Consider the following 13591-nt stretch of genomic DNA (forward strand, 5'->3'; position numbering starts at 1 on the left):
GTGACTCCTCAACTGGCTTTCGCGAGACCTACTGGAGGCGTGGTTCGGGCTCGTCCTCGTCGTCGTCCTCATCGGGCAGCTTGACGTCGCTCACCGCGATGTTGACCTCGACGACTTCGAGGCCGGCCATGCGCTCGACCGCCGCGATGACGTTCTCCCGTACATCGCGGGCGACATCGGCGATCGACACGCCGTAGTCGACGACGATCTCCAGGTCCAGGGCGGTCTGCGATTCGCCGACCTCGGCCTTGACCCCGCGGGTGACGGACTTGCCGCCGCCGGGGACCCGGTCGCGCACCGCTCCGAAGGTCCGGGAGAGGCCGCTGCCCATCGCGTGGACACCGACGACATCGCGTGCGGCCATTCCGGCGATCTTCTCGACCACGCCGTCGGCGATCGTGGTACGGCCACGGGTGGCGGGGTCTCCCCCGCCGCGCTTGCCCAGCGGGCTTTTGCCCCGGTCGTCGCCCGTGTCCTTGCCGGGGTTCTCGGGCCGGTTCCGCTGTGGGGTGTCAGTCATCGCCGCTCTTCCCTTCGGGGCAGGTGTGGACTTCCCTGCCCACATTAGGTGCGCTTGCCCCGTCTCGCGCCGTGGATGCGGCAGGGTGGAGCAATGACAACGGCGCACGGCCCACAGCAGGCCGACGGATGGACGGCGGCGGTACGTCAACGGCTCGGCCTCGGCCGTCTGCTCCCTCTGGGCGGTCCGGCCGACGGCGTCTGGATCGCGGAGCGGGCGGCGGCCTCGGTGCTGCGGAGCGCGGCGGCCGGGCCCGGCACGGTACTCGGCAGGCTCAGGATCGGGGTGGCCATGGAAGCGAACGGAACGGTCCTGGATGTGGACGGGGCGGACAGGGACGCGGGTGTTCCGGCGCCGCCGAGCGCCTTGCCGTCCGGGCCGCTGCGGATCGAGGCGGAATTCGCGGCCACGGCCGACCGGCCGCTGCCGGATGCCGCCGAGGCCCTGCGCACCGCGCTGATGACCGCGGCCTCCGCCCGGCTCGGCCTGCTGGTCACCGAGGTGGACCTGCGGGTGACGGGACTGCTGGAGGACGACGCGCCCGACCGGGTGACGGCCCCGGCGGAGGACGAGGTACGGGCCGCGAAGGCCGGCGGGGCGGCGGGCGACGCCGCCGCCGGGGTGCCCGGTGTCGTCGCACTGACCCAGGTCCTGGGCAGTGCCGTGCACACCGGCGCGGATCATCTGCGGGTCGAGGTGGCGACGGCCGGGGACCACCGGGCCCTGGATGTGGCGCGGGCGGTGCGCACGGCGGTGACGGCGGCCGTGGAGGGCCACCCACCGGTCGCCGTACTGGTCACCGCCGTGGTGGAGCGGGACTGACGGGTGCGCCCGCCGGTGCGGTCGTCGAGGCCGGTCCGGCCTGCGGGACCCCGCCGGCCGGTGCACCGGGCCGGTCGGTGGGACCGGCCGGATCGCTCCGGGTCAGTCGGTGAGACGGCCGGATCGCTCCGGGTCAGTCGGTGAGACCGGCCAGGTCGCGCAGCCTGCGGCCCTGAGCGGCGCGCTCGGCGCTGCGCTGCTCCTCGTAGCCGCGGGAGGCCGCGCCGCTGAGCAGGGCCTTGGTCTCGATGACGGCGTCGCGCGGGGCGGCCAGCAGGGCGGCGGCCAGATCGTGGGCGGCCGCGTCGAGCTGGTCGGCCGGGACGACGAGGTTGGCGAGGCCGGTGCGCTCGGCCTCCTCGGCGTACACGAAGCGCCCGGTGGCGCAGATTTCGAGCGCGCGGGCGTACCCCACGAGGTTCACCAGGGGGTGGGTGCCCGTGAGGTCCGGGACGAGACCGAGACTGGTCTCGCGCATGGCGAACTGCACGTCCTCGGCGGCGATCCGCAGATCACAGGCGAGGGCGAGCTGGAATCCGGCGCCGATGGCATGACCCTGGACGACCGCGATCGACACGATGTCGTTGCGGCGCCACCAGGTGAACGCCTCCTGGTACTCGGCGATGGTCGCGTCGAGCTCGGCCTCCGGGCCGCGCGCCATGTCGAGGAAGGACGGCTCACCGTCGAACCCCTCGGGGGTGAACGCCTGCCGGTCGAGGCCCGCGGAGAAGGACTTGCCTTCGCCGCGGAGCACAACGACCCGCACGTTGCCGGGGAGTACCCGTCCGGCCTCTGTCAACGCCCGCCACAGAGCGGGAGACTGAGCGTTGCGCCTGGCCGGGTTGGTGAGTGTCACCGTGGCAACCGCGTCTTCGACGGTGAGCCGTACGCCGTCCTTGTCGAGCACAGAGTCGAGCGAGGTCATGGGGCGCCTCCGGATCGGGTGCAGTCAGCACTCAAAAATTAAGTGACTGAACAGTAACCACCCGGACGACCGCTTGACCGGCCGGGTGGCCACCACGTATCCCGGTGAGCCCCGGAGCCTGCCCCACGGCTGCCCCGACCGCTGTCGGCCTCAGGCCGCAGCGGCCTTCTTGCCGCGTGTAGCTCCGCCACGTCCCCGCAGCGTCACTCCGGACTCGCTGAGCATCCGGTGGACGAATCCGTAGGAGCGGCCGGTCTCTTCGGCCAACGCCCGGATGCTCGCACCGGAGTCGTACTTCTTCTTCAGGTCTGCCGCGAGCTTGTCGCGCGCGGCGCCGGTTACCCGGCTGCCCTTCTTCAGAGTCTCGGCCACCCGTGCCTCCTCATGGGAAGTGCGCTCTGGACTCTCATGATCACCCCTCATGAGCTTCATGGCCACCCATTCAGCAAGGTACGTACGACCGGATTCGCGGCCGGAGAGGCGGCCAACACGATCGGAATCGCACATTCCGCAGGGATCCGAAGGCCCTCGGGACGAGCGCCCGAGAGAACCGCCAGGTCAGGGCCGTGCGGGGTGAACGGAGCGAAATGGGTGCGCCCGGCAGCTATCTACCGGGCGCCACGCCGAGGTATGAGACGCACTCACTCAGATGATGGATCACGCGTAGGCCGAATGATCTATCCCCGGTGGATCAGGCCAGGGCGACGAGGTCCCGGTAGTCCGCACCCCACAGGTCCTCGACCCCGTCCGGAAGCAGGATGATCCGCTCCGGCTGGAGCGCCTCGACCGCTCCCTCGTCGTGGGTGACGAGGACGACGGCGCCCTTGTACGTACGCAGCGCGCCGAGGATCTCCTCGCGGCTGGCCGGGTCGAGGTTGTTCGTCGGCTCGTCGAGGAGCAGGACGTTGGCCGAGGAGACGACCAGGGTCGCGAGCGCGAGCCGGGTCTTCTCGCCGCCGGAGAGCACGCCGGCGGGCTTGTCGACGTCGTCGCCGGAGAAGAGGAACGAGCCGAGCGTCTTGCGGACCTCGACCAGATCGAGGTCGGGCGCGGCGGAGCGCATGTTCTCCAGGACGGTGCGCTCCGGGTCCAGGGTCTCGTGCTCCTGGGCGTAGTAGCCGAGCTTGAGTCCGTGGCCCTCGATGATCTCGCCGGTGTCCGCCTTCTCGGCACCGCCGAGGAGGCGCAGCAGCGTGGTCTTGCCCGCACCGTTGAGACCGAGGATGACGACGCGGGAACCCTTGTCGATGGCGAGGTCGACGTCGGTGAAGATTTCGAGCGAGCCGTAGGACTTGGACAGGCCCTCCGCCATCAGCGGGGTCTTGCCGCACGGCGAGGGGTCGGGGAAGCGCAGCTTGGCGACCTTGTCGGAGACCCGGACGGCCTCCAGTCCGGACAGCAGCCGGTCGGCGCGCTTGGCCATGTTCTGGGCGGCGACCGTCTTGGTGGCCTTGGCGCGCATCTTGTCGGCCTGCGCGTTGAGGGTCGCGGCCTTCTTCTCGGCGTTCTGGCGCTCGCGCTTGCGGCGCTTCTCGTCGGCCTCGCGCTGCTGCTGGTAGAGCTTCCAGCCCATGTTGTAGACGTCGATCTGCGCACGGTTGGCGTCGAGATAGAAGACCTTGTTGACGACGGTCTCGACGAGGTCGACATCGTGGGAGATCACGATGAAGCCGCCGCGGTAGGTCTTGAGGTAGTCGCGCAGCCAGACGATCGAGTCCGCGTCGAGGTGGTTGGTGGGCTCGTCGAGGAGCAGGGTGTCGGCGTCCGAGAAGAGGATGCGAGCCAGCTCGACACGCCGGCGCTGACCGCCGGAGAGTGTGTGGAGGGGCTGGCCGAGCACCCGGTCGGGCAGGCTGAGCGCGGCGGCGATGGTGGCGGCCTCTGCCTCGGCGGCGTATCCGCCCTTGGTGAGGAACTCCGTCTCCAGACGCTCGTACTTCTTCATCGCCTTCTCGCGGGTGGCGCCCTGGCCGCTCGCCATCCGGTCCTCGTTCTCGCGCATCTTGCGCAGGATCGCGTCGAGGCCGCGGGCGGAGAGGATGCGGTCCCGGGCGAGGATGTCGAGGTCGCCGGTGCGCGGGTCCTGCGGGAGGTAGCCGACCTCGCCGGACCGGGTGATGGTGCCGCCCGCGGGGGTGCCCTCGCCCGCGAGGCACTTGGTGAGGGTGGTCTTGCCCGCCCCGTTGCGGCCGACGAGGCCGATGCGGTCGCCCTTGGCGACTCGGAAGGAAGCGGACTCGATCAGGATGCGGGCGCCGGCGCGCAGCTCGATGCCGGAAGCGGTGATCACGGAAAAACTCCAGGGCAGTTATGGACGGCGGAGGGACGAGGGGCGGAGGTCTCTCGACGCCGCTAATGCACAAGGAGAATGGCCATACAGCCCATTCTACTGGCGGTGTGCAACTGCTTTTCCGCACGTTCGCCGGGACGAACCGGCCGATACTCGGCGCGCTCCCACGTCTCCGGCCGACCTGCGTGGATGCCGTCCGGGAGGGCATTGTCGGTGGCCGGTGGAAGACTGAGACGCAGATCACCACAGAGCGGGGGCGAACGGCAGAAGAGGGTGAGCGTGATGGCTGGTGCGGCGGACGGCGTACCGACGGTCTTCCCGACGATCCTGTACGACGACGCGAAGGCCGCGATCAGAACGCTGACGCAGGCCCTCGGCTTCACCGAGGAAGCGGTGTACGAGGGCGAGGACGGCAGCGTGCTGCACGCCGAGCTGTCCTGCGGCAACGGCCGGGTGATGCTCGGCTCCAGGAGCCGTGAGGGCGTCTTCGCCAGGGCGATGGCGGGCGCGGGCCCGGTGGGCGTGTACGTGGTCGTGGACGAGGTGGACGAGCACCACGCGCGGGCGGTGGAGCACGGCGTGGAGATCCTGATGCCGCCCACGGACCAGGACTACGGCTCACGGGACTACATGGCGCGCGACGCGGAGGGCAATGTGTGGAGCTTCGGGACGTACGCCCCGGGGTCGGCAGGCTGACCCCGGGGTGACAGGGCCTACGGCGCCGGAAATCCGAGCCCCGAAGCTCCGAGGCCCCGAAGCTCCCCGCGCCGGTGCTCCGGGCGTCCGGTGGACCGGACGCCCGGCCGGTCGGATGCGCGGATGATCGGCTGCCCGGCCGGGCGGGCGCCCGATGGACGGACGCCGGACGGCCGGACCGCCCCGGTCCTCTACGCGCCGCCCGTGTGGACCTGGAAGGCTGCGCGGCGCACGGCCTTGGCCAGGGCCGGGTCCGGGTGCGCGGCGGCCAGGGCGACCAGGACCTGGACGGTGCGCGGGTGGCCGACGGCCCTGACCTCGTCGAGCAGGGCGGGAACCGTGCCCTGGACGGCGGAGTCGAGGTGGCGGACCAGCAGTCCGGTCTCGCCGTGGTCGGCGACGGCGGCGGCGGTGTCGACCCAGAGCCAGGTGGCTTCCTCGCGGCTCAGGACCTCCTGGGCGTCGTCCGGGTCGGCCCCCTCGTACTCGGCGAGCCAGAGCAGGGCGTAGGGCCGCAGCGTCTGGTCGGTGGCCACGGAGCGCACCACGGGTTCGGCCGGGGCGCCGACCACCCGGAGCGCCTCGAAGGCCAGGCCGCGCAGCAGGGCGTCCTCGCCGCGGGCGACGGCGAGCAGTTCCGTGACGGCGCTGCCGACGGGCCGGGCGGCGAGCCAGGCCCGGTATTCGTCGCGGGCCGGTCCCGGGGTGAGGCGTGCGCAGCCGAGCAGCATGTCGGCGGCGGACTGCTCGATGTTTCCGGCGGGGCTCTGGGCCGCGACGCAGATCTGTTCCAGCTTGACCCAGACCGCCCAGTTGCCGAGCGGGGTGAGGGTGGCGTGACCTGCCCCGAGGGTGAGGGCGCCGACCGCGGCCAGGCCCTCCAGGGCCCAGTCGAGCAGGAGCGCGTTGAGATCGGCGTCCCCTGCCGGGTCGGTGTGCTCGACGGCCGGCGCGCTCGGCGCGAGCTGCTGCTCGGGGCCGTACGGCACCTCGCACCGCTCCTCGTGGAGTTCCGCGACGCGCTGGCCGAGGAGGTCGAGGAGGGCGGGCACGGTGACCGGGCCCGCGGAGAGCTGGAGGAGGGAAAGTACCTGGGGTACGGCCTCGACGGCCTCGGCGACGGCGGTGGCCTCGATGCCCTCGGGCGCGGCGTGGACGAGCGACCAGGCGTCGAACAGCGCCACCCAGCCGCGGAGCACGGCGGAGTCGTCACGGTCCCAGGCGCGCAGCCGCCAGCCGGGGCGTGCGGTGTCGCCGTGCAGTTCCACGAGGCCGGCCAGCCTGGCGCGGTCCCAGCCCGCGCGTGCCTGGGCCGGGGAGAGTTCCAGTGCCGCCGCGGCCCGTTCCAGGGCCTGGGCGGCCGGGGGTGCGGTGCCGGGGCTCGGGCCGTCGGCGGCCCAGTGGGCGATCCGTACGGCATCGGCGAGGACCGCCCTGGCCTGCCGGGCCAGTTCCGTCCGGGGCGGAGTGCCCTCGGGAGGCCGGGGGGCCGGCCTGGTGCGCCGGGTGGTCACGGCCTTGCGGGCGGTGGCAAGGGGTCGCGGGCGGACAAGTCGCAGCCTGGAGTCGCGCGGGGTACGGGACGTCACGGGGAGCAGTCTTGCCTCTGACGGCCCGAAAGCCCAAACGGAAGCTGGTTCACCGGTCCGTGGAGGGGGTGTTCGGCCTGGTACCGACCGGTCCTGTCCCCCCGTATCGGCTCACATCAGGGGCGTGAGGAAGCGCCGCAGCGTCTCTTCGTACCGTGCCGGGTCGGCATTCCACATCGCCGCATGCGGAGCCTGCGGTACGGGGTGGAGGCTGACCAGGTCGGGACGGCGGGCGGCGAGCTCGCGGGACGGCTGCCAGGGGGCCAGGGAGTCGTCCGGGCCGTGGAAGATCAGCGTCGGGGTGTGCAGGGCGGACGGCAGGGCGGTGTCCAGCAGCGGGGCCGCGCTCAGCCCCGTCCGGCCCTGGGCGGCGCGCACGGCGAGCGGCAGCAGGGCGGAAGGGACGTGGCGGGCCGCGGCGAGGGCGCGCAGGGTGACCTGCCAGTCCATGACCGGGGAGTCCAGGACGAGGCCGCTGATGCGGTCCCGGAGCGCGGAGTCGACCGCGGCGTGCAGTGCCATCGAGGCGCCGGTCGACCAGCCGTACAGGACGACGTTCTCGGCGCCGTAGCGCAGGGCGTAGCGGATGGCGGCGTCCAGGTCGCGCCATTCGGAGGCGCCGAGGTGGCCGAGGCCGTCGGCGGAGCGGGGGGCTCCGGCGTCGCCGCGGTAGGCGAGGCCGAGCACGGGGAGCCGTTGGTCGTGCAGGAAGCCCATCAGGTTCATGGGGTGTTCCCGGGTGGTGCCGAGGCCGTGCACGGTGATCACCCAGGTGTCCCGGGCGCCGGGCACGAACCATGCGGGCAGGATGCCGAGTTCGCCGGGGATCTCGACCTCCTTGTGGTCGAGACCGAGGGCGCTGCCGGGGTCGCCGCTGTACAGCTCGGGGGTGAGGCGGACCTTGGTGCCCGCCTTGAGGGTGCCGTGGTTCACCCGTTCCAGCCTGCGGACGACGGTGTCCGGGGCATGTGGTGCCTGTTCGGTCACCGGCCCGACGACGGCGTGCACACCGGGGCCCACCAGCCCGTACGTGCCGGGCCGGAGCGCGGCGAACGAGCGGGTCAGGGTGACCTGCCCGGCCGCCGTGGCATGCACGGTGACTCTGCGGTCGGCGGGGAGGGGACGTCCGGACGGCACCTTGAGGGCGGCGTCGCTGGCGTACCGGCCGGCCGCGACCGCTGCCGCGCCGGCGCCGAGGATCGTGGTGACGGCCGCTGCCGTCGCTGTTGCCGGGCGCACGGCTTCAGTGTCGTGGCGTGCGGTGCGCGGTGCCAGTGGGCGGGGGCCGTCCGGTGCGGGGGCCGCACCGGGAGGGCCGCGGGGATCAGCCGGGCCGGCCGGGCTGGCCGTACCCCTTCAGGGCGTCGGTCACCTCGCGCAGCTGGGCCGGGGAGAGCAGGGTCGGGCGGTGGCCCGGTACGGAACTCGCGGTGAGCCAGAGCCTGCACAGCCATTCGAGCTGGGCGGTGCGGTCGTACGCCTCGTCGAGGGTGCCCCCGTAGGTGACGGTGCCGTGGTTCTGGAGGAGGCAGCCGGTGCGGTCGCGCAGGGCGGTGAGCATGTTGTCGGCCAGCTCCCGCGTTCCGTAGCGCGCGTAGGCGGCCGTCCGGACGGGTCCGCCGAGCAGGGCGGCCGCGTAGTGCACCGACGGGACCTCGGTGACCAGGGTGGAGACGGCGGTGGCGTGCACCGCGTGGGTGTGGACGACGGCGGCGGCGGAGCTGTTGCGGTACACCGCCAGATGGAGGGGAAGTTCGCTGGTCGGGGCCAGCTCACCGAGGATCTGGCGCCCTTCGAGGTCGACGCCGACCGCGTCCTCGGGCCGGAGCCGGTCGTAGGGCACCCCGCTGGGGGTGACCAGGACGGTCCCGCCGACGCGCGCCGAGACATTGCCCGACGTGCCCACGACCAGGCCGTCCGCCGCGGACCGGCGGGCCGTGTCGACCACGCTCCGCCAGGCCTGTTCGATCGCGTCCCGGGACTGATCGCTCACGCTCGTGCGGGAATCGCTCATGCGGGGATCCTAGGGTGGCGTCCCGGCGGCCGGGACCCCTCGCGAACCCGGGTGACCGGAATCTCTTACGAGTGACAGAACCACGGCTCAAAATCTTCGCCAAGCGGCGGCAAAGGGCAGTCCTCGCACCGCCTCAGGGGCGTAACCACGCCCCTCGCATACACAAGCGGAGGGAGTCCAATCCGTTTGGGGTCACCACAGCGCCCCGCCCAGTTCATCTTCCGTTCACTCAGGTTGCCTACGGTCCACGAGCCACTGCCGTCGAACGATTGCCTGGGTAAATGGAACACATCACGCTGCTGCTCGCGATTGTGATCGTGACAGCTCTCGTGTTCGATTTCACGAACGGTTTCCACGACACCGCCAACGCGATGGCCACCACCATCTCGACCGGCGCCCTGAAGCCCAAGACAGCGGTGGCCATGTCCGCCGTTCTCAACCTGATCGGCGCGTTCCTGTCGGTGGAGGTCGCCAAGACGATCTCCGGCGGGATCGTCAACGAGGACGGCCTCAGAACCGAGGTCATCTTCGCGGCGCTCGTCGGCGCCATCCTGTGGAATCTGCTGACCTGGCTGGTCGGCCTGCCCTCCAGTTCCTCCCACGCCCTGTTCGGCGGTCTCATCGGCGCCGCCGTCATGTCGGCCGGCTGGTCCTCGATCAACGGCGGCACCGTCGTCACCAAGGTGCTGCTGCCCGCGATCGCCGCCCCGCTCGTCGCCGGTCTCGCCGCGCTGCTGGCCACCAGGCTGACGTACCGACTCAGCCGCAAGGTCACCGACGAGGCGCAGCTGAAGTCGACCGCCAAGGGCTACCGGGCCGGCCAGATCGCCTCGGCCGGTCTCGTCTCGCTCGCCCACGGCACCAACGACGCGCAGAAGACGATGGGCATCATCACCCTGGCCCTGGTCACCGGTGGCGTCCTGTCCCCCGGTTCCAACCCGCCGGTCTGGGTCATCGTCTCCGCGGGTGTCGCCATCGCCCTGGGTACCTACCTCGGCGGCTGGCGCATCATCCGCACCATGGGCAGCGGCCTCACCGACCTCAAGCCGCCGCAGGGCTTCGCCGCCCAGACCAGTGCGGCCACGGTCATCCTGGCCTCCTCGCACCTCGGTTTCTCGCTCTCCACCACCCAGTCCTGCTCCGGCGCCGTGATGGGCGCGGGCCTCGGCCGTCAGGGGGGCGTGGTCCGCTGGTCCACCGCCACCCGGATGTTCGTCGCCTGGGGCCTGACCCTGCCGGCCGCGGGCCTGGTCGGCGCGGGCGCGGAGTTCCTGACCAAGCAGGGCGGCTGGGGCGTCGCGGTCGTCGCGGTCCTGCTCGTCGCGGGCTCCGGTGCCATCTGGCTGCTGTCGCGCCGCAAGCCGGTCGACCACACCAACGTCACCGGCGGCGGTGCGGAGGACGAGCCCGCGGGCGTCGTCACCACGGCCATGGCCGCCGTCACCCCGCCGCCCATCGGCACCACGGCCACGGACCTCAAGACCACCATCTCGGCTCCGGCCGGAACGCCCGCCGACCCGGCGCGGCCCGCCACGGTGTAAGGACGGATCCCCATGAACATCGACTGGGCAGCTCTCGCCTCCGTCTTCGGTGTCAGCCTCGTGGTCACCGTGGCGCTGGTCGGCCTCTTCACGCTCGGCATCATCGGCCTCTCCAAGCAGGCGTCGACGCAGACCTCGACGGCTCGGGCCGGCGGCTCCGGCGGCGCGTTCACGCCGGTCCGCGCCGGTGCGTACCTCTGCTTCGCGCTGTGCGTGGCGGCGGTCGCGTACGGGATCTATCTGATCGTCGCCTGACCCGCACCACCGCTCCTCCATCGGGCCGGACACACCGTGTGTGTCCGGCCCGATGTGCGTCCGGGCACACTGCGGCCCCGCAGGTCAACGGCAAGTTGACGGGCGTTCTCACAGCGTGGTGGACTGCCGGAGCCGTTTACGGCGACAGCAGAGGAAGCCGGTGCGAATCCGGCGCGGTCCCGCCACTGTCACCGGGGAGCAGTCCCCCACATCGGAAGTCACGGTCCGCCGACGCGGACTGGAAGGCCGGGGGAACTGCGGATCCGGAAGCCAGGAGACTCTCGTCGCCGGTCACGTCGAACCAGGGCGCGGACCCTGAGTGAGGACATACGCCATGCCTGGCCGCCGTGCGCCGGAACCTGTGTCGCCCCCTGCGAGAACCTCCCGCTCCGCGGTCGGCTGAGCCGTGCGTGCCGACCGCATCTTCGCGTACGGCGCCACGGCCGGACTGATCGCCGACCGCCTGCTCGGTGACCCCCGCCGGGGGCATCCCGTCGCCGGGTTCGGCCGGGCCGCGGCAGCGGCCGAGCGTCTGCTGTGGCGCGACCACCGCGGGCGGGGCGCCCTGCACACCGTCGTCTGCGCCGGAGGCGCCGCAGGAGCCGCCGTGCTGGCCTCCCGTGCCGTACGGGGCCGCCCCGCCGCGGCCGTCGCGCTGACCGCCGCCACCACCTGGTCCGTGATCGGTGGTACGTCGCTGGGCCGTGAGGCGCGCGCCGTCGCGGGCGCGCTCGCCGCCGGGGACATCGACGTGGCCCGGGAACGACTGCCCCATCTGTGCGGGCGCGACCCGCACTCCCTCGACGGGCCGCAGATCGCCCGCGCCGTGGTCGAGTCCGTCGCCGAGAACACCTCGGACGCCGTCGTCGGCGCCCTCGTCTGGGGCGCCCTGGGCGGGGTCCCCGGACTCGTCGCCTTCCGGGCCGTCAACACCCTGGACGCCATGGTCGGCCACAAGTCGCCCCGCTATCGGCGCTACGGCTGGGCCTCGGCCCGCCTGGACGACCTGGCGGGATGGCCCGGAGCCCGGCTGACGGCCGCGCTGGCCGTGGTGGCCGGGGGACGTCCGGGCGAAGCCGTACGGGCGTGGCGTGCGGACGCGGGCAGCCATCCGAGCCCCAACGCGGGCCCGGTGGAGGCCGCGTTCGCGGGAGCGCTCGGCGTACGGCTCGGCGGGACCCTGGCGTACGCCGGGCGCGTCGAGCACCGGCCCGTGCTCAACGGGGCGGCCGGCCGGGCGGTGGAGAGCGCCGACATCGAACGAGCGGTGCGACTGTCGCGCCGGGTGAGTGCGCTGGCCCTCGGCGTGTGCGTGGCGGGCCGGCTGATCGCGGGACGGAGACGGATATGAGCGGCGGACTGCTGGTCGCCGGGACCACATCGGACGCGGGCAAGAGCGTCGTCACGGCCGGGATCTGCCGGTGGCTGGTCCGCCGCGGGGTGAAGGTCGCGCCGTTCAAGGCGCAGAACATGTCGCTCAACTCGTTCGTGACCCGTGAGGGCGCGGAGATCGGCCGTGCCCAGGCGATGCAGGCCCAGGCCGCCCGGGTGGAGCCGTCCGCGCTGATGAACCCGGTGCTGCTCAAGCCCGGCAGCGATCGTTCCAGTCAGGTCGTCCTGATGGGGAAACCGGTCGGTGAGATGAGCGCCCGCGGCTACCACGGAGGCCGTCAGGAGGCGCTCCTCGGGACGGTAGTGGACTGTCTGGAGCAGCTCCGGGGCACCTATGACGCCGTGATCTGCGAGGGGGCGGGCAGTCCCGCCGAGATCAATCTGCGGCGCACCGACATCGTGAACATGGGCATCGCGCGGGCCGCGCGCTTCCCCGTGCTGGTGGTCGGCGACATCGACCGCGGGGGCGTCTTCGCCTCGTTCTTCGGTACGACGGCGCTGCTGAGCGCCGAGGACCAGTCGCTGGTCGCGGGCTACCTCGTCAACAAGTTCCGCGGCGATGTCTCGCTGCTGGAGCCGGGCCTGGACATGCTGTACGGGCTGACCGGGCGGCGCACGTACGGGGTGCTGCCCTACGCGCACGGCCTGGGCATCGACGAGGAGGACGGTCTGCGCGTCTCGTTGCGCGGTGCCGTACGGGAGTCGGTCGTCGCACCGCCGCACGGCGAGGACGTGCTGCGGGTCGCCGTGTGTGCCGTACCGCTGATGTCGAACTTCACCGATGTGGACGCGCTGGCCGCCGAACCGGGTGTGGTGGTGCGGTTCGTGGACCGGGCCGAGGAACTGGCCGACGCGGACCTGGTGATCGTGCCCGGCACGCGCGGGACGGTGAAGGCGCTGGCCTGGCTGCGGGAGCGGGGGCTCGCCGACGCGCTCGTGCGGCGGGCGGCCGAGGGCCGGCCGGTGCTCGGCATCTGCGGCGGGTTCCAGGTGCTCGGTGAACGGATCGAGGACGAGGTGGAGTCGCGGGCCGGACAGGTCGACGGGCTGGGACTGCTGCCGGTGCGGATCCGGTTCGAGCGGGCCAAGACGCTCGCCCGGCCGGTCGGTTCGGCGCTCGGGGAACCGGTGGAGGGGTACGAGATCCATCACGGGGTCGCCGATGTGCGGGGCGGCGAGCCGTTCCTGGACGGGTGCCGGGTGGGCGCGGTGTGGGGGACGCACTGGCACGGGTCGCTGGAGAGCGACGCGTTCCGGCGGCGGTTCCTGAAGGAGGTCGCGCGGGCGGCGGGGCGGCGGTTCGTGCCCGCGCCGGACACGAGTTTCGGGGCGCTGCGGGAGGAGCAGTTGGACCGGCTCGGGGATCTGGTGGAGGAGCACGCGGATACGGATGGGTTGTGGCGGTTGATCGAGGGTGGGGCGCCGGGGGGGTTGCCGTTCATCGCGCCGGGAGCGCCGGGGGTGGGGGCGGGGGGTGGTGCGTCGTCGGTGGGCGGTGGTGCGTCGTCTGTGGGCGGTGGTGCGCCTGCGGCGGGGGGGGGGGGGCC

Annotated in this window: 13 protein-coding genes and 1 riboswitch; of the genes, 6 read left to right on the top strand and 7 right to left on the bottom strand. The window is 72.5% G+C overall.

Annotation, left to right across the window (positions count from 1 at the left end; genetic code table 11):
- Positions 1 to 28: 28 nt before the first annotated feature.
- Entirely contained in the window at positions 29 to 520 is a 492-nt protein-coding gene (locus A6A29_RS12920) for an Asp23/Gls24 family envelope stress response protein (RefSeq protein WP_073720206.1), read from the bottom strand.
- A 93-nt stretch (positions 521 to 613) separates the two neighbouring features.
- Here A6A29_RS12920 and A6A29_RS12925 point away from each other — a divergent pair, with 93 nt between their 5' ends.
- The gene (locus A6A29_RS12925; RefSeq protein ID WP_073720207.1) at positions 614 to 1342 is read left to right on the top strand and encodes a hypothetical protein; all 729 of its coding nucleotides are present in this window, start codon (positions 614 to 616) and stop codon (positions 1340 to 1342) included.
- 133 nt (positions 1343 to 1475) lie between these two features.
- On the opposite strand, the gene A6A29_RS12930 is transcribed toward A6A29_RS12925, so the two are convergent.
- The 3 genes from A6A29_RS12930 to A6A29_RS12940 form a co-directional block, all read right to left on the bottom strand.
- On the bottom strand, positions 1476 to 2267 hold the full coding sequence (locus A6A29_RS12930) for an enoyl-CoA hydratase/isomerase family protein (protein ID WP_073720208.1): 792 nt from the start codon (positions 2265 to 2267) through the stop codon (positions 1476 to 1478).
- 150 nt (positions 2268 to 2417) lie between these two features.
- The gene (locus tag A6A29_RS12935) at positions 2418 to 2639 is read right to left on the bottom strand and encodes a helix-turn-helix domain-containing protein (RefSeq protein ID WP_007263382.1); all 222 of its coding nucleotides are present in this window, start codon (positions 2637 to 2639) and stop codon (positions 2418 to 2420) included.
- A 319-nt stretch (positions 2640 to 2958) separates the two neighbouring features.
- On the bottom strand, positions 2959 to 4557 hold the full coding sequence (locus A6A29_RS12940) for an ABC-F family ATP-binding cassette domain-containing protein (RefSeq protein WP_073720209.1): 1599 nt from the start codon (positions 4555 to 4557) through the stop codon (positions 2959 to 2961).
- A 282-nt stretch (positions 4558 to 4839) separates the two neighbouring features.
- Here A6A29_RS12940 and A6A29_RS12945 point away from each other — a divergent pair, with 282 nt between their 5' ends.
- A complete protein-coding gene (locus A6A29_RS12945) occupies positions 4840 to 5253 on the top strand; it encodes a VOC family protein (protein WP_073720210.1) in 414 nt (137 codons plus the stop codon).
- A 191-nt stretch (positions 5254 to 5444) separates the two neighbouring features.
- Here the strand turns inward: A6A29_RS12945 and A6A29_RS12950 are convergent, their stop codons facing one another.
- The 3 genes from A6A29_RS12950 to A6A29_RS12960 form a co-directional block, all read right to left on the bottom strand.
- A complete protein-coding gene (locus A6A29_RS12950) occupies positions 5445 to 6767 on the bottom strand; it encodes a hypothetical protein (RefSeq protein ID WP_073720346.1) in 1323 nt (440 codons plus the stop codon).
- 186 nt (positions 6768 to 6953) lie between these two features.
- Positions 6954 to 8081 (bottom strand): alpha/beta hydrolase, encoded by a 1128-nt coding sequence (locus A6A29_RS12955; protein WP_073720211.1) that lies wholly within the window; start codon positions 8079 to 8081, stop codon positions 6954 to 6956.
- Between the two features lie 85 nt (positions 8082 to 8166).
- On the bottom strand, positions 8167 to 8856 hold the full coding sequence (locus A6A29_RS12960) for a class II aldolase/adducin family protein (RefSeq protein WP_385730946.1): 690 nt from the start codon (positions 8854 to 8856) through the stop codon (positions 8167 to 8169).
- 281 nt (positions 8857 to 9137) lie between these two features.
- Here A6A29_RS12960 and A6A29_RS12965 point away from each other — a divergent pair, with 281 nt between their 5' ends.
- The 4 genes from A6A29_RS12965 to A6A29_RS12980 form a co-directional block, all read left to right on the top strand.
- Positions 9138 to 10397 (top strand): inorganic phosphate transporter, encoded by a 1260-nt coding sequence (locus A6A29_RS12965; protein WP_073720212.1) that lies wholly within the window; start codon positions 9138 to 9140, stop codon positions 10395 to 10397.
- Between the two features lie 12 nt (positions 10398 to 10409).
- The gene (locus tag A6A29_RS12970; protein ID WP_073720213.1) at positions 10410 to 10652 is read left to right on the top strand and encodes a hypothetical protein; all 243 of its coding nucleotides are present in this window, start codon (positions 10410 to 10412) and stop codon (positions 10650 to 10652) included.
- A 110-nt stretch (positions 10653 to 10762) separates the two neighbouring features.
- A riboswitch (cobalamin riboswitch) is annotated at positions 10763 to 10954 on the top strand.
- Between the two features lie 104 nt (positions 10955 to 11058).
- Entirely contained in the window at positions 11059 to 12003 is a 945-nt protein-coding gene (locus tag A6A29_RS12975; RefSeq protein WP_073720214.1) for a cobalamin biosynthesis protein, read from the top strand.
- On the top strand, positions 12000 to 13591 hold a 1592-nt coding region (locus A6A29_RS12980), incomplete at its 3' end, for a cobyric acid synthase (RefSeq protein WP_241838443.1). The genes A6A29_RS12975 and A6A29_RS12980, both read left to right, overlap by 4 nt.

This window comes from Streptomyces sp. TSRI0281 (assembly GCF_001905125.1).
Taxonomy (GTDB): Bacteria; Actinomycetota; Actinomycetes; order Streptomycetales; family Streptomycetaceae; genus Streptomyces.